The organism is Marinifilum sp. D714 (genome assembly GCF_030851345.1).
Classification (GTDB): Bacteria; Bacteroidota; Bacteroidia; order Bacteroidales; family Marinifilaceae; genus Marinifilum.
Map to the genome: position 1 here is coordinate 366936 of NZ_JALPNU010000001.1, position 16150 is coordinate 383085.

The 16150-nt window shown below is 35.8% G+C and carries 12 protein-coding genes; 4 read left to right on the forward strand and 8 right to left on the reverse strand.

What is annotated here, in order from left to right; genetic code table 11:
• Nucleotide 1 precedes the first annotated feature (1 nt).
• The gene (locus tag M0051_RS01480; protein ID WP_306739779.1) at nucleotides 2–1564 is read left to right on the forward strand and encodes a response regulator; all 1563 of its coding nucleotides are present in this window, start codon (nucleotides 2–4) and stop codon (nucleotides 1562–1564) included.
• A gap of 65 nt (nucleotides 1565–1629) precedes the next feature.
• Nucleotides 1630–1941, forward strand: a complete 312-nt coding sequence (locus M0051_RS01485) for a PQ-loop repeat-containing protein (protein ID WP_306739780.1) — start codon at nucleotides 1630–1632, stop codon at nucleotides 1939–1941.
• Between the two features lie 533 nt (nucleotides 1942–2474).
• Here M0051_RS01485 and M0051_RS01490 read toward each other — a convergent pair.
• The 8 genes from M0051_RS01490 to clpB all read right to left on the reverse strand — a co-directional run bounded on the left by M0051_RS01490 (nucleotide 2475) and on the right by clpB (nucleotide 14665).
• Entirely contained in the window at nucleotides 2475–3548 is a 1074-nt protein-coding gene (locus tag M0051_RS01490) for a [citrate (pro-3S)-lyase] ligase (protein ID WP_306739781.1), read from the reverse strand.
• A gap of 176 nt (nucleotides 3549–3724) precedes the next feature.
• Nucleotides 3725–5116, reverse strand: coding sequence for a triphosphoribosyl-dephospho-CoA synthase (locus tag M0051_RS01495; protein WP_306739782.1), 1392 nt, complete (start codon nucleotides 5114–5116; stop codon nucleotides 3725–3727).
• An 88-nt stretch (nucleotides 5117–5204) separates the two neighbouring features.
• Complete coding sequence (gene citF / locus M0051_RS01500) at nucleotides 5205–6764, reverse strand: citrate lyase subunit alpha (protein WP_306739783.1); 1560 nt, start codon at nucleotides 6762–6764, stop codon at nucleotides 5205–5207.
• Nucleotides 6765–6807: 43 nt separating this feature from the next.
• Nucleotides 6808–7707 (reverse strand): CoA ester lyase, encoded by a 900-nt coding sequence (locus M0051_RS01505; protein ID WP_110360768.1) that lies wholly within the window; start codon nucleotides 7705–7707, stop codon nucleotides 6808–6810.
• The gene (gene citD, locus M0051_RS01510; protein ID WP_110360769.1) at nucleotides 7707–7994 is read right to left on the reverse strand and encodes a citrate lyase acyl carrier protein; all 288 of its coding nucleotides are present in this window, start codon (nucleotides 7992–7994) and stop codon (nucleotides 7707–7709) included. Before citD ends, M0051_RS01505 begins: the two co-directional genes overlap by 1 nt.
• Nucleotides 7995–8930: 936 nt before the next feature.
• Nucleotides 8931–10364, reverse strand: coding sequence for an ADP-dependent glucokinase/phosphofructokinase (locus M0051_RS01515; RefSeq protein WP_306739784.1), 1434 nt, complete (start codon nucleotides 10362–10364; stop codon nucleotides 8931–8933).
• 203 nt (nucleotides 10365–10567) lie between these two features.
• On the reverse strand, nucleotides 10568–11869 hold the full coding sequence (locus tag M0051_RS01520; protein ID WP_306739785.1) for an SPFH domain-containing protein: 1302 nt from the start codon (nucleotides 11867–11869) through the stop codon (nucleotides 10568–10570).
• A 204-nt stretch (nucleotides 11870–12073) separates the two neighbouring features.
• The gene (gene clpB / locus M0051_RS01525) at nucleotides 12074–14665 is read right to left on the reverse strand and encodes an ATP-dependent chaperone ClpB (RefSeq protein ID WP_306739786.1); all 2592 of its coding nucleotides are present in this window, start codon (nucleotides 14663–14665) and stop codon (nucleotides 12074–12076) included.
• 249 nt (nucleotides 14666–14914) lie between these two features.
• On the opposite strand from clpB, the gene M0051_RS01530 reads away from it, so the two are divergent.
• Together M0051_RS01530 and M0051_RS01535 are read left to right on the forward strand one after the other, a co-directional pair.
• Nucleotides 14915–15328, forward strand: a complete 414-nt coding sequence (locus tag M0051_RS01530) for an OsmC family protein (protein ID WP_306739787.1) — start codon at nucleotides 14915–14917, stop codon at nucleotides 15326–15328.
• Nucleotides 15329–15550: 222 nt separating this feature from the next.
• Nucleotides 15551–16132, forward strand: a complete 582-nt coding sequence (locus M0051_RS01535; protein WP_306739788.1) for a peroxiredoxin-like family protein — start codon at nucleotides 15551–15553, stop codon at nucleotides 16130–16132.
• Nucleotides 16133–16150 lie beyond the last annotated feature (18 nt).

The window sequence follows — 16150 nt, forward strand, 5'->3', positions numbered from 1 at the left end:
TATGGCCAAGGCCTCACCGCATATACTCGTTGTAGATGACGATGTTGTTGTGCTTAAGTTTATAGAGTTTACATTAAAAAGCTTAAACTACAAAACAACATTGGCAAAGAATGGTATTGAGGCCATTGACAAAGCCAAAACAGAGCATTTTGATCTAATAATCTCGGATCTTTACATGCCACTTATGGATGGTAATGAATTGGTGCGCCATTTTAGGAACACACCCGAATACAAGCATACCCCCTTTATCTTTTTATCAGGAAACAACGAAGAAGAAACCTGGATTAAAAATTTGAATGATGGTGCTGATGATTTTATAACAAAACCAATCAAGCAAAAGGTATTTGTTTCAAAAATTAATTCGCACTTAAAAAAGGCATTTCTCAGAAAGGAGATTATTGCAGGAAAAGAAAAATCGGACATCAGCTACGAAAAAGGGACAATAATCTATTGTGCCAACCGAACCAGACCTTTTCCCATTCCACACAAACTTGTAAAAACAAATATCAAGGTTGTTTATACCGATTCCGATTTTTTTATGGCCCTGCAAGGAGCAAATAATTGGGGGATAATTATCGACGATGCGGCTACATGGGCTATGTCCATACTCGAAAAAATTGTTGAAATTACATCTGCTCATGTCCCTTTAAGTATACTCATTTCAAATCCGGAAGATTCTGAAAAGATGGATGAGTTATTAAAGTTAAAAATCAGTGGCTTTTTATATAAAAATCTGGATGCAAAACTAATTGTCCATCAAATCAACTCTAATATCCAAAGAGAGCATGATCTTAAGAATAAATATCTTAACGCCTTAAACACGGCAGCCAAAAGATCGCCAATCCGATTTGAAAATGATTTTTCAGATCAATTAAATGATATTCAAATTCGCATTTTACATGAACCATACGATAAATTGCCTGGTGGCGATTATTATGAAGTTATCAATGTGGATGAACATCGCAAAATTGTTGTGCTAGGCGATGTAATGGGGAAAAAATGGGATGCATGGTTCTTCGTTCCCGCATATATTGCATATATCAGAAGTACAATCAACTTCTTCCTGAACCGCCAGGAATTTGATTTCGTAGAATCGCCAGGGAAATTTCTAGATATCATTAATCAATACATATTTAAAGACATGCAGCTTACCGAGGTGTTTACCACTTTAAGTGTGATTTCAATCTGTACGCAGCAAAACAAAATTAGTGTTGCTTCCGCCGGAGCCTTACGCCCATATTACTACAACAAATCGGAAGACACCATGTCGCAATTAAACATTGTTGGAACATTATTAGGCGTTATTAAAACGACCAAATATCAAAGCCTGGTTCATGATTTTAACAAAGGAGATAAAGTTTTATTCTACACCGATGGCTATACCGAAGCGGTTAACGACAAAAACAACGAAATGATTGGAGATGATGCTTTATTTCATTCATTAAACAAGTTTAAACTGGATAGCGAGCTACAACCTCAAACCTTAGAAGACGAACTTACCAAAACCTATAACGTCTCTAAATTCGACGACGACCGCACGCTTCTTTTGGTTCAAAGAAATTAGTTTTCTCTTATCACAAATTCAAGTTTTTTTAGCACATTTGCCCTAAATATCAAAAACTGATTAAAATGAATGAAGTAGTTGGCTGGGTTGGCAGCTTATTATTTGCCATTTGTGCTTTACCACAGGTAATACACACCTTTAAAACAAGAAAAACAGATGATGTAAGCGAAATATTTCTTTGGCTTTGGTTTTGGGGTGAAGTGTTTACATTTACCTACATTTTAGTGGATGACATTGTCAGTAAGAATTACCATATTCCTCTCTATTTTAACTACTTATTTAATTTGGTACTTTTATTTTACCTGATATATGCCAAATATACATATAACAGTAAACCTACTGGCTTGGCATTACTCTTTCAAAAGATTAGAAAATAATACCTTGAGTTTGTGTTCATCACAAACATTAGGACTAATTACAATGCTTTTATATTACTTCTGGTTACTTACCCATTCCCATTGGTTATAAAAGCATTAGTTTTTCTTTTTCACCCTTTCCTTTTTGCTACTTAAGCGTTCACTCCTATTACTTACCCATTCGTTCTTATTATAAATCTATTCCCTTCTCCTATAAAATCATTCATTCTTCCTATAATATCATTCCCAACGCCTATAGAAACATTCATTATTGTTACATATCGATTCCTTCTTCTTATAAAATCGGTCGTTTTATCGACATAAACATTCCCTTCTCTTACTTTCTCATTACTTCTTGTTACTCATCATTTCCCTTTGGCTATTTTTCTTTCACTTAGAGTTGCTTTCTCTTTCAATTTGGGTGAGCATTTAGGGATGCATTTAATAACTTAATTTAAACTAACAGCTAAACAAAAAGAGTTGTAATTAATTGAATTACGAAACTCAACAATTACAACTCTTCTATATTTTTCACCTCCTCGAAAGAGCTTTTATCAATGCCTTGAAACTGTATTCTTAATTTTTGTTCTTACTTCTAAGGACTCATCGGAAAGTAAGAAGTTCTTTGTAGAATCAGGAAGGAATTCCAAAACATCTTCCAGTCGATCTTCTCGTATTGCCTGTCTTACTTTCGATGCTGAAATATAATTATCATCTCCTCCGCAAGTAATTCTTGGGATTTCCAATAAATCAACACCATTGGTCGGAAGGTATTTTATCATCGCGTCGTTGTAAGCTGCAGTTACCGGAGAATACATCTCGGTTCCTACGTAACGCTTATTGATATTTAGAACAGGAACAATATATCGCAAGAAAGTGATTACATCCAACTCGGCTTGTTTAGCTGAAATATCACATTCTTTTTCTTGTTTTAAGAAATAACACGGGAAAATGGTTCCAGAAACCACATAGTTCCCACCTTTTACCATCACAAGATTATCTACATGTCCTAATTCTTCTTTTATTAATCTCCATCGAATATCAAAAGTAAACGAAGATCGGTCTTCCTCAACAACAAAAAGATAGACCAACCTATTCTCTTTGCACGCTTTCTCGATTAAATACTTGTGTCCATTGGTAAATGGATTACAGTTCACAACAACAGCTGCAATATCGCCAACACTCACATCTTTTTTTACCGAACGCAAATAATCCTGGTAAGTTTTGATGTTTTCGTAACCAAATTCTAAAACAGAAAACAAGGGTTCTGCAGTTGCAATCTCGGTAAATCCAAGTCCCTTAAACACTTCAAGGTTACGTGGTTTTGTGTAAACAAAAATGTGCTTGTGTTCTTGAATTACAATATCGATAAGATGAGTTACAATTTGCGCAAAAGCAGCTCCTTCTCTAAATTTTGGCGCTACAGCAACATACTTTAAAACTCTCCCCTTATAGGATCCCGTTCCGATAACCTCATCGTTTAGATTATACAGAATCATGGAATAATCAACCTCATGCTGATTAAAATCAAATCCCAATGGTTCTAAAAATTCAGAAACCAGTTTTATATCGAAGGGGTTCCTCAGATCCAAAGACTCTTCTCTGTAATCAGTATTTTCAACTCCCATATTTTCCGTTAGTTTAGTTTTGTTAGGTGTGTGTGATAGTTTTATAATCAACAGTCAATATTATTGGATTTTGTCAAATATCAATGCTTTTTTGATATGTTTCAGAGATATAAGAAGAATCCAAAATCATGATATATGTTATTTGTTTTATCTTGATGTTTTGTTATAAATGAAAATTAGGCATGTTGTTTACTTGCGGTAAAGATAAAATAAGAAACCGCTAACAAATCAGCCGAACCTCCCGGAGATATATGATTCTTCTCACAGTAATCGATCAAATCATTGTATAGAAATTCAAATTTTTCATTCTCGAAATTCAAAAATGCTTCGTTGGCTTTTTGCTTTAATCCATCTAAAACCTCCACCCCTTTTCGATACAGAATATTACTATCGTCGTTATTGGCAATTAAAGCCAGTAAGGCATGGGTTAAAGATTTGTGCAGGATTTTATCATCGGTGCGCGGCTTATTTTGTAAATGGTATTCCAAAACCGGAATTGCATGCTGAAATACACTCGGTAAACCAGCCTGTATTTCACCACGAATGCCTTGTCCTTTCGTTCCATATTTCTCGAAACAAACTTCACCATGCGTTTGGTTTCCATTATACAATTTCCTTCCCAACTCGCGCTCTACCAAATTGCCGTTTAAATCTTTAATCAGATCAACAAAAGCTTGATAGGAAAAACTTCTTTTTGCCATTAGATACGCACTTACAAACAAAGAGAACCCCAATAAAAAGATTGCCCCTTTGTGCGTATTTATTCCATTGGTTTCACGAAACATATCTTCCTCCATCAACAAACCAATTCGGCGCAATTCAGGAAGAGCTTCTTTCAAATCATCACTTGTATAGGAAAAACCATATTCAGCAATCTCCTTAAAGTAAACCGATAAAGCCGATGCGGAATCAATAAAAGTAGAAAAGTCCATGTCATCATGAGAACCATTGGAATTCCGATCCACCAAACCTGGTTTGGGCGATAAGGCCACCTCGTGCAATAAAGACTTCAAAGCATTCGATGCCAGATTTTTGCAAACCTCATCCTTCCTAATTTGGTTTAGATATTGATCGATATCCTCATCAATCTTTTTACGAATATCAGCATAGGAATGATTCTGTTCTCTCATACACAACAAAGCAGGCTTTTCGTTGCAGAAATAACACAACTTTGCCTTGCCCGAAGATACCGGATCTCCTTCAGCATTGGTGATGTCCACATCCAAAAGACGACCCAAAGAATGTGATTCCTCAAACTTTTCGGTGATTTCTTTTATTTCATTGATTGAATAAGTATTCTCAAGAAGAGGAACCAAGTAGAAATCGCCAGCTGCATCAACAGCACAGTGCTCTTGCTTCGAATCAATCAATATCCTATGTGATAACAGGTGGCGTTTTAGTTCAGCCAATACCTGCTTAAAACAAGAATGAATTTTATCATCAGATTTTGGAAATCCTGGAATATTAAGGTTCAAACTTAAAGATGCTTGTCCAGACTTTGAAATTCCTTTTCGCAAAACAGATCTTTGATCTCTTGCCTTTAATATTTTCCCTAACACATCACTCATTCCTGCAAATCTCTTTAAAGACTTATAAAATTACACCCTAAAAGTAAAATTACAATTAGGGTGCACTTTTCTTTATATCAACTATCTGTTAAGATAGATTTTCAACATTGTGAATCACATCAATAATGGTACCATCGCGATATTCAACCAAGGCAACAACTTTATCACCCAATTGTTTTTCCGCTGGAACACCAGTCATTGCATCCACTTCTTTCTTCAAATCATTAATGTCTACAACTTTAACACCTGCTTTCTTCAAGGCAGCTGCAAGATTTGGTTTAGAAGGATTTACACAAACTCCACGCTCAGTAACAATCACGTCAACACTTTCACCAGGAGTTACAATTGTGTGAACACGATCTTTCACGATTGGCAAACGACCACGGAAAGAAGGACAAACAATCACACTTAGATTTGCACCTGAAGCGGTATCAGAGTGACCTCCTGAAGCACCACGAATCTCACCTGATGAACCTGTGATTACATTTACATTAAAGTCAACATCTACCTCCAAAGCACCTAGCACAACTACATCCAATTTGTTGGTCATTGCACCACAGTTGTTTGGATTTGCATATTGATCGCATGTTATTTCGATGTGCTGTGGATTGTTCAATACAGAAGTACTTACTGCAGCATCGAAAGACTGTACATCAAAAATTGCCTGGAACAATCCTTCGTTTAGCATGTCAACACCGTAAGAAGTAACACCACCAATCATGAAGCTACCTTTAATGTCTTTGCGCTTCATATCTTCGCGTAGGAATTTAGCTACAGCCAAAGAAGCACCACCCGCTCCTACCTGGAACGACATGCCATCCTTGAACAAGCCAGAATGCTCGATAACTGTTGCTGCAATACGAGCAATACGCAAATCCATTGGAGATTTTGTGATACGAGTAGTACCCGATGCAATCTTAGTAGCATCACCAATGCTATCAACCTTTACAACGTGGTCAACAAAGTGCTGACGAATTGAACCAGGAACACATGGATAATCTACAAGGTTATCGGTTACAATAATTACATTTTTAGAGTAACGCGCATCAATATCGGCATACCCCATAGAACCAAAAGCTGATGGCCCGTGAGCTCCGGTAGCATTACCTTCCTCATCGGCAGCCGAAGCAGCTAAAACAGACAAATCTGGCTTGATACGTCCAGTCAAGATATCTCTAACACGACCACCATGAGAGTGAATAATTGCAGGATGCTTTAATTTACCCATTGAGATAATTTCACCCAAACGGCCACGAATACCTGAAGAGAAAATTCTGGTAATCATTCCTTTCTCAACATATGGAACCAATCCATCATGTGCAGATGTTAATGAAGAAGAAGCCAAAGTAATATCTTTGATTCCCATTTCATCTAAAATTTCGATTGTTTGCATCAAAACTCCATCTCCTCCACGAAGGTGGTGATGAAATGTAACAGTCATTCCATCGAAAGGATTACATTTCTTAATGGCATCTTTTAAATCGCCACACAATTTTGAAGTATGGGCTTTTTTTGCTTTTAATGTTCGAACAATATTAGTTGATGGAATCTCATCACCAATAATGCTTTCCCATACGCCCTGGAAAGGCTTTAACTCACCAAGACCTTCTATATATTCAGGAATTTCAACTCCTAATGCGTTCTTCATTTTGTTTTTTTATTAGTATCAATTTTGTAAACAGGAATAACTGTTAACTTGCAACCGACTCTTCGATTTCTTTTAAATCGATATTGGCATATTCAAGAACAGTAATTGCTCTCTGAACAACAGGAGCATCAACCATTTTTCCGTCAATTGCAAATACTCCAATACCAGCATTTTTATTTCGAATAAATTCTGAATAAACACGGTAAGCTTTTCTTACCTCATTTTCGGTTGGGTTAAACACTTCGTGTACACCATCTACCTGACGAGGATTGATCAATGCTTTTCCAGCGAAACCAATCTTCTTAATGTACTCGGTTTCTTCACGAAGACCTTCCTCATCGTTAACATCAGCAAATACGGTATCAAGAACATCTAAACCGTGTGCTTTACCTGCCATTACAATGCGCTTACGAGCATAATCAATACCTACTCCATCAGGAGTTTTTACGATACCCATATCTGCAGTTAAATCCTGTCCTCCAATTGTAATTGCATCAATTCGTGGATCAGCACCTGCAATTTCGTATACATTTGCAACACCTTTAGCTGTTTCGATCATTACATGGATCGTCATGGTTGGCTTTTTAATTCCATGTTCTTTTTCGATTCTACGAACCTCTTTCATGAAATCTTTCACATCCTGAACAGACTCAGTTTTTGGGAATCTGATATTATCAGGTTGTAATGGCACGATTTCTTCCAAGTCTGCCAATCCAAAAGGAGTATGCATGTTGTTTACACGCACGCAAACTTCTGTATCGTAAAATTCAACAGTTTGTAACATGTTACGAACCAAGATTCTTGCTGCATCTTTTTGGTTCAATGCAACAGCATCTTCCAAATCCAACAATACAGCATCGCAACCATAAACTCCGGCTTGTTGTATCATTGCAGGATTATTTCCCGGAATGTACAACATTGATCTTCTTTTCTTTCTAGCCATTACATTGTACCCTCCTGAATACCTAAAGAACGTTTAACAGCAGCTTCAACTCTAGCCTTAATTGTTGGCGTAAGAGCTCCCTTATCTTTTGCAATCAGGTGTACATTCTGGATATCCAAATCATCCAAAACCTGATTAATTGTATTTTTGATATCATCTTCGAACTGCAACATCACAGTAGATGAGATATCAATTTGGCGACCGGCTTCCTCTGATACAGGTTCGATCAAGACCATGATATCGCTTGATTCGAAAGTTCCGGCTTGCGCTTTAAACTTAGGTGTCATTGTTAATGATATTAGTTTAATTATTCCGTAAGAATTTTAATAATTGATTTTGCAAATTTTAATGTCTTTCTATAGAAATCAAAGCACTTTTAAAGATTTTTGTAGTTAATTACATACTGTTTTAAAACACAATCAGGAAACGATTGCATATCAGCCTGTTATTAACAGAGTATTTTTTGTAAGTATTTACATTTCTTACTATTCGCATAATTAAACAGGTAATTATTTTTTCGATTAAATATGAAAAATCATTATTTATCCCTCATGAATGTATGTTATCTATCAATTTTAGTTTGAAATATTATAGATCCGAACAAAACAACAAAGGCTTCGCGAATGCGAAGCCTTAATTGTTAGTGATTAGTTAGTGGTTAGAATTTGCTTGCCTAACAACAAGAAAATCAATTGTGTGATTAGTAAAGTTACAAATGGTAATTGTGTTTACTTTTTAAATACGCCACAATATAAGTTTAATTTTTCTATTTCCGCAAACGTTTTCTAAAAAATTATTTCTTGCATTTTTTATTTTTATTTAGTCTTTAACTCAAAAAATAACTTGTCCGCTTTTAAGTGTCTATTAAAGAAATATTTCTGTTAACATTGCCAATTCTAACATTTTTATAAAAAACTACACATCACATTTTTGATCCAATTATTAAAAAAAATCATTGATTAATGCTTTTATAATATCATTAATCAACAATTAAGCTAAAAATTAAGGAGCTCAAGCTAATTTCGTATTAGAAAGAATAAAGTAAATGACAGATTAGAAATTAGATTAGTAAAATTAAGTTAGAGTTAGCTAAAGCTGTTCCACACAAACAGTTTAAAATGAAAATAGCCCTGTACCACAACATGGGCTATTTTTATTACTAAAAAAAGGAGCAATTAGGTATCAACCCAAAAACTCCTTTTCATTGACAATTATATTTTTATTTACACAGCGCCAACCAATGATACTGATGAAATGGTATCACCCATTCCTACCAGAGTTACAGGCTTCTCAATTAAAATTGTTGGAATCGCAATTACTTCGATTTCTTCATTTGAATAAATACCTGAAGACAACAAACCATTTTCTCCAAAAATACCATTAACCATATTGCTTAGTCCTTCAAGTTCGTTCAGACCAACATCCGACACTTTATGATCTTTGGCCCACATTAATACATCTTTGTTGTTAATTGCACCAGTTCCAGCTTTAGCTGCAGCAACCGTAGCTGCCAACTGCATTCCATTTCTGTTTTGTAATGGAGTTACCTTAAATCCTTTTTGCTGAAGAGTTACATACAAACCAAACATGTGCAACTGCATTCTCGGACACTTGGTATAATCATATACTTTTAACATTCCTTTAAATAGGTTTGATGCATTGGTATTCTGATCACACTCTTGTGCCAACTCTTCTTCTCCAATAACTTCAAGAATATCTATTAATTCTCGCTCATTAAATCCAAGACTGTCAACATCCTGAACCAAGCTATCAATCAAATGTTTTCTTACCACTTTATCCTGAGTTGATGCAACCTCAAGGTGAAGAAGATTATCCGGACATGATTTTCCCCATTCGGCAATCATCTTTTTCGATAATTCAATACGATCTGCTCCTTTGCTGCCATCAGCTAAAGTTTCATGCAACATCTGATAACCAGATAAAATGATATACTCTGGATTTACATCATCCTTCGCCATTCTTTTATTAAAGTTATCATCAATATGAAGTTTGAAGTTCAATGGATCGTAGGTTGCAATGAATCGATTTGCTTTAGGACAAGTGTAAGTTTCACCACCAATGGTTAGCGTATCTCCTTTGTCAAACTCAATAATCCAGTGAATTAATGCATTATCATCTTTACGATCTACATTAAAGGCCTGTTGCAGCTCTCCATTCTCATCAGTTGTTAATAAGTTTGGTAAATCCAGAAACAATTGAGACTGCTCTTTAGGAGCAGATGCACAATGTACATAAACATTTTGTACGCCGCATACGGCCATTGCATTGGCAACGATTCCTCCCTGGCCTCCCATTTGCAATTTATCGTACCCAACATTCTTATTCAACCAATAAAACACTTCAACATCTTCAATTAACCATTCCTCAGCAATACCGCCTTTAAAGCAGTGAAGAATACCTCTTATTGCATCCTCGTATTTTCTGATTGCTTTCTCTTCTTCAGATACAATTAAATTTGTGTCAAGCTTATTGTTTTCAACCAACTTCTCTACATCTTTTCCACTCACCTTAATCACAGCATCAACATTCGCATTAAAGGCACTAATTAAACCTTTAATCTCTCCCATTTTCTCCAATTGCTCAGGCGCCGTACTATAATTCTTAAGCCAGGCAGCTTTTAATTCACTTTTTGACATTTGAGATGTTTTATTTTATTATTTAGTTATAATCACAAGTTTAACTAGCAAATTAATGTAATTATTGATCAAAAACTTAATGTAGAAGTGATTTTTGTTCAAAATTTTACCGCAACGGTTTGCAGAACAAACACAAAAAAAGCCCTCGCAATTTACTTGCGAAGGCCATAACTGAATTTCGAAAATTTAAAGGACTATTTTTTTTATTTCGTATCCATTAACTGATTTGCCATAGCTGCACCAATTAATGATTCAAGTGGTGTTTTTCCATTTTTGCCATCATTGCCAGTAATCATTACATCCGGGAATTTAATTTTAGCAATCTCCTTAGCAACACCAATTGCAATTTCTTTTTCGATTTGAGCTCTCTCCTGAGGTGTCAAACCTGCCGAAACCAGCTTAGCATTTTGATAAGATTCTGCATCAGCAGCTACTTTTTTAGCAGCTGATTTAAGCTTCTCTGTTTCTAATGCAATTGCTGCAAGTCTTTTGTTTGTTTCCTCTTGTTTCAACTTTGTCTCAATAGAAATCAAGGCTTTCACCTGCTCCTTTTCCTGAGCAACACGCTCTGCAGCTTTATCTCTTTCCCCTTCTGCTACAATACGTGCCTGAGCATCTTTCGCAGTCTTAATTTTCTGTTGTTCTAATTGTCTTTTCGCCGATTCATCACGCTGTGCTTCCAATCGTTTTTTAAATACTGCTTCAAGTATAACATCATCAACAATAACCTGAGCTACAATAATGTTATTCTCGTTAATATCATGAGGGATACGAATGAATTTTCCATTCTCATCTTTTCTCTTCTTTACCTCATAACGCGTTTGGATTTCCTTGATCTCACGACTACTATCTTCAATTGAAGAAATTATGGTATCACGATACTCCAATTTTTCTACACTATAAGCTCCATCCTTCAACTGATCCTCGATAGCTACCCTAAAGTCCGATGCAGATCCGGAAATATAATCTTGTGCTGCAAACATATAACCTGTATTTGATACAACCTCACGAACGGTTGGAATCAAGGTGTTGTTGGCAAGGTTTTGCAATGACCTAAACTCGATTGCCATTTCTATGAATGATTCTTTATCGGTTGGCAATTGAAAACGAGTAGACAATTTTGCAGAGGCTGTTACCTGATCGATAAAACGAATTGGAATTGGATTCATCACTCCTTCGATATCATCATTCTTCTCACCCTTGCTCACTACCTTAACATCAATATATTTCTGCCAAGGAATAATTTTTGCAAAACCTCTCCATTTAATCCCTTCTGTCATTACAGCATCCTTTCCTCCATTAGGATAAACAACAAAATACTGATACCCTGGTTCTGCCCAGAAAAACATAAATGGCAAAATAATCATAACAACTCCTGATCCCATTACTCCAAGAGAAAACCTGGAAGTAAGCTTCGAAAATGCCTGTGACTTACTAACCAATAATGGCTTTAACAATAGCATTGCCAATCCTGCTAATACAATAATAACTCCTAATACAATCATAAATTAATTTGGTTTAATTGATTTTCTAATTCAAGGACCAAAGTATAATTTAAAATTGAAATCGTTATTATTTTTATGTTCGTTTTCGATTAAGATAATTTTTACACCGTGAAACCTGTTTTTTTACATGTTATACTAGAAACAAAAAAGCTCACCTTATAGATGAGCTTCCCGTTAATTAAAGTTTGCTATTCAATAAAACCTCTAAACATTCCTAAACAAAAGGCTTCCATCTTGTACATCCACCAATATTTTTTGGTTGGCTGTAATGTTTTCAGACAGTATCTGCTTTGACAGTTCATTTAGTACCTTTTTTTGCAGTACTCGTTTAATAGGTCTGGCTCCAAATTGAGGATCAAAGCCCAGGTTACCAAGATATTCTATAGCCGATTCACTTAAATCAATGCTGATATCATTCTTGGAAAGCATCTGCTGAACTGATTTAAATTGCAAGCCAACAATTCGCTTCACTTCCTCTCTATCCAAAGGAGTAAATACTATCGTTTCATCAATTCTATTTAAAAACTCAGGTCGAATACTCTTTTTCAAAAGCTCTAAAACTTCATTTCTAGCTTGCCATAGCATTTCTCCTTTATTGCTCTCATTCATCTTTTCAATTTTTTCCTGAATCAGATGAGACCCAACATTAGAGGTCATGATTACAATGGTATTCTTAAAATCGACTACTCTTCCTTTATTATCCGTTAATCTGCCATCATCTAAAACCTGAAGCAGTATATTGAAAACATCTGGATGAGCTTTTTCAATTTCATCTAAAAGAACAACTGAGTATGGTTTTCTGCGAACAGCTTCAGTTAGCTGACCACCCTCATCATAACCAACATATCCCGGAGGTGCACCAATCAACCTTGAAACAGAATGTCTTTCCTGATATTCAGACATATCAATACGTGTCATTTGATTTTCATCATCGAAGAGAAATTCTGCCAAAGCCTTAGCCAATTCTGTTTTACCAACACCAGTTGTACCCAAGAAAATAAATGAACCAATCGGTCTTTTTGCATCCTGCAAACCTGCACGACTTCTTCTTACCGCATCTGCAACAGCCGAAATTCCTTCATCTTGTCCAACAACACGTTTGTGTAATTCCTCTTCTAAGGACATTAACTTCTGGCGTTCACTTTTCAGCATTCTATTTACAGGAATACCGGTCCAACGTGATACCACCTCAGCAATATCATCATTCATCACTTCTTCTTTGATTAATGCATCAGAATTCTGGTTTTGTTTTAATATTTCGTTCAGAGCTTCAATTTCTTCTTCAACCTCTTTAAGCTTGCCGTAACGAATCTCTGCAACTCTACCATAATCACCTTCACGCTCTGCTTTTTCAGCATCATATTTCAAAGATTCCAACAACTCCTTGTTCTTCTGAATACCATCAATCACCTCACGTTCTGCTTCCCACTTGGCTCGATACTTTAATCTTTCATCATTAAGCTCAGCAATTTCACGCGCCAATTCATCCTGCTTTTTCGAATCTCCCTCACGTTGAATAGCCAACTTTTCAATTTCCAACTGCTTTATCTTTCTTTCAATCTCATCCAATTCTTCTGGTAATGAATTCATTTCCAAACGAAGCTTCGCAGCTGCCTCATCGATCAAGTCAATTGCTTTATCCGGAAGAAAACGATCCGAAATGTATCGTTGCGATAGCTCAACGGCCGCAATAATAGCCTCGTCTCGAATTTGAACCTTATGATGATTTTCATAACGCTCCTTCAATCCTCGAAGGATAGAAATCGCGCTAAGAGTATCAGGTTCATCAACCATTACCTTCTGAAACCTACGCTCAAGAGCCTTATCTTTCTCAAAATATTTTTGGTATTCGTTTAGAGTAGTCGCACCAATGGCACGCAAATCGCCACGGGCCAATGCAGGTTTTAAAATATTGGCAGCATCCATGGCTCCTTCGCTTTTTCCAGCTCCTACCAAAGTATGAATTTCATCTATAAAGAGTACAATTTCACCATCCGATTCAACTACCTCTTTCACTACTGATTTTAGTCGCTCCTCGAATTCGCCTTTATATTTGGCACCAGCTATCAAAGCCCCCATATCAAGCGAGAAGATTTTTTTACTTTTCAAATTATCCGGCACATCACCCTTTATAATTCTATGTGCCAAACCTTCAGCAATGGCAGTCTTTCCAACTCCTGGTTCCCCAATCAAAATTGGATTATTCTTGGTTCTTCGCGAAAGAATTTGAAGAATTCTTCTAATCTCCTCATCTCTCCCAATTACCGGATCGAGTTTTCCATTTCTTGCTCTTTCATTCAAATCAACCGCAAATCGACTCAAGGAATTAAAAGTATCTTCAGCCGTTTGTGAATCAACCTTGGCTCCTTTTCTCAAATCTTTAATGGCTGCAGTAAGTTCTTTCTCCGACACTCCATTATCCTTAAATAGCTGTGCAATTTGATCTCTCCCTTTTAGCAGTGCCAATAAAATATGCTCGATGCTAACGAATTGATCGCCCATTTTACTTGATACGCTAACAGCTTCCTGCAAAACAGCACTTGCCTCTCTCGATAAAAATGGCTCTCCACCACTAACCTTTGGCAATGATTCCAGAATCTTATCCAATACCATATTAAAGTTTTGGACATTCACTCCAAGTTTATTCATCAAGAAACCAGCAACATTCTCTCCCTCCGAAAAAATCCCTTTCAACAAGTGAGCTGTTTCGATAGCCTGCTGCTGATTTCCTTGAGCAATCTGAAATGCTTTTTCGATTGCCTGCTGCGATTTAATTGTGAAATTATTAAAGTTCATATTCTGTGTTATTTATTCTTTTTCTTTGTTTCAAAACCACCCAAAGGATTTCAAATTATTTGCCAATTCGCAAAAACTGAAATATTGACGTATAATCACCAAAACACTCCGTCAATTTGACATATTATTAAAACCTTTTCTGAAACATTTTCCGATTAACTCAATTTAACACAAGCTAAACCTGATATATCTGGATATTTATATATATTTGCCAACTGAAATTCAAAAAACATTAGAAAATATTATCATATGAAAGCAACAACTACCTGGACAAAAGGAATGTCATCGGTAATTACAGACAACAGAGGTCATGAAATCACAATTGATTTACCAGAAGCTAAAGGCGGTGAAGACTTAGGTGCAACAGCATTCGAAGTGTGTTTGATGAGCTATTCTGGTTGTGTAAACACAATCTTTAACCTTGTAGCCAAGAAAATGCGCATTGAATTTGAAGCATTGGTAGTAGATACCATCGGTTCACAAAAAGATGGAGCTCCAACTTTTACTGATGTTGAAGTTGAGTTAAAAATTGATTCTGAAGCTAGCGACGAGAAAATTGAAAAATGCCTTCAGCAAACTTTAAAAATGTGTCCTGTAGGAGTTCTATTCCATCAAGCAGGTGTAAACACTACTTATAAAATTGAAAAAATGCAGAACGCATAAGCACAGTCTGTATCACAATATTTTTGTATCCCTTGCCATTGGTGAGGGATTTTTTTATTCCATATAATTAATACCAATTATTCACTACCTGTACAAAACAAGCTTATTTCCATTTCTAAAATCAAGTCATTAACAAATCTTTAACTATTTCATGATCAATACCATTAAAGGAGAGTGGAAATAAAAGACTATTTTGTGTTTTATTTTTTAAAGTTTTATATCATGAAAAGAATAATAGGATTATTAATACTACTGGTTAGTCTTAACGGCTATGCACAAAGAGAAACAAGTGCAATTAAACTTGGAGATAAAGCACCTATGTTTGAAGCCAAAGATCAAAATGGAAATCTTGTTAAAAGTTCCGACATTTTGAAAAATGAACAACTGATCGTTGTGTTTTATCGTGGTGAGTGGTGTCCATACTGCAACAAACACCTTTCACACCTACAGGAAAATGTTGATAATTTTAAGAAAGCTGGCGCTCAATTGGTAGCGGTTTCACCTGAAATTCCGGTTAATGTAGATAAAACCATTGAAAAAACAAATGCTGAATATCCAGTATTGTTTGATGAAAACAGCAAAATCATGAAAAAATTTGGTGTTGAATTCATGCTACCGGAACACTTGCAAAAAAGATATAAGAACTATGGTGTAGATCTTAGCGTTTCGAATGGTAATAATGACCAGTTATTGCCTGTACCTGCAACCTATATCATAGGAAAAGATGGTAAGGTGAAGTATGTTCAATATGATCCTGATTACAAAAAAAGATCAAATGCCAAAGATATATTGCAGCATTTGTAAACAAGATTGGGGCTGCAT

What these genes read in the sequence shown, in the direction of transcription:
- M0051_RS01480 (WP_306739779.1), top strand. Translation starts at nt 2, where the DNA reads ATGGCCAAGGCCTCACCGCATATACTCGTTGTAGATGACGATGTTGTT.
- M0051_RS01485 (WP_306739780.1), top strand. Translation starts at nt 1,630, where the DNA reads ATGAATGAAGTAGTTGGCTGGGTTGGCAGCTTATTATTTGCCATTTGT.
- M0051_RS01490 (WP_306739781.1), bottom strand. Translation starts at nt 3,548, where the DNA reads ATGGGAGTTGAAAATACTGATTACAGAGAAGAGTCTTTGGATCTGAGG.
- M0051_RS01495 (WP_306739782.1), bottom strand. Translation starts at nt 5,116, where the DNA reads ATGAGTGATGTGTTAGGGAAAATATTAAAGGCAAGAGATCAAAGATCT.
- citF (WP_306739783.1), bottom strand. Translation starts at nt 6,764, where the DNA reads ATGAAGAACGCATTAGGAGTTGAAATTCCTGAATATATAGAAGGTCTT.
- M0051_RS01505 (WP_110360768.1), bottom strand. Translation starts at nt 7,707, where the DNA reads ATGGCTAGAAAGAAAAGAAGATCAATGTTGTACATTCCGGGAAATAAT.
- citD (WP_110360769.1), bottom strand. Translation starts at nt 7,994, where the DNA reads ATGACACCTAAGTTTAAAGCGCAAGCCGGAACTTTCGAATCAAGCGAT.
- M0051_RS01515 (WP_306739784.1), bottom strand. Translation starts at nt 10,364, where the DNA reads ATGTCAAAAAGTGAATTAAAAGCTGCCTGGCTTAAGAATTATAGTACG.
- M0051_RS01520 (WP_306739785.1), bottom strand. Translation starts at nt 11,869, where the DNA reads ATGATTGTATTAGGAGTTATTATTGTATTAGCAGGATTGGCAATGCTA.
- clpB (WP_306739786.1), bottom strand. Translation starts at nt 14,665, where the DNA reads ATGAACTTTAATAATTTCACAATTAAATCGCAGCAGGCAATCGAAAAA.
- M0051_RS01530 (WP_306739787.1), top strand. Translation starts at nt 14,915, where the DNA reads ATGAAAGCAACAACTACCTGGACAAAAGGAATGTCATCGGTAATTACA.
- M0051_RS01535 (WP_306739788.1), top strand. Translation starts at nt 15,551, where the DNA reads ATGAAAAGAATAATAGGATTATTAATACTACTGGTTAGTCTTAACGGC.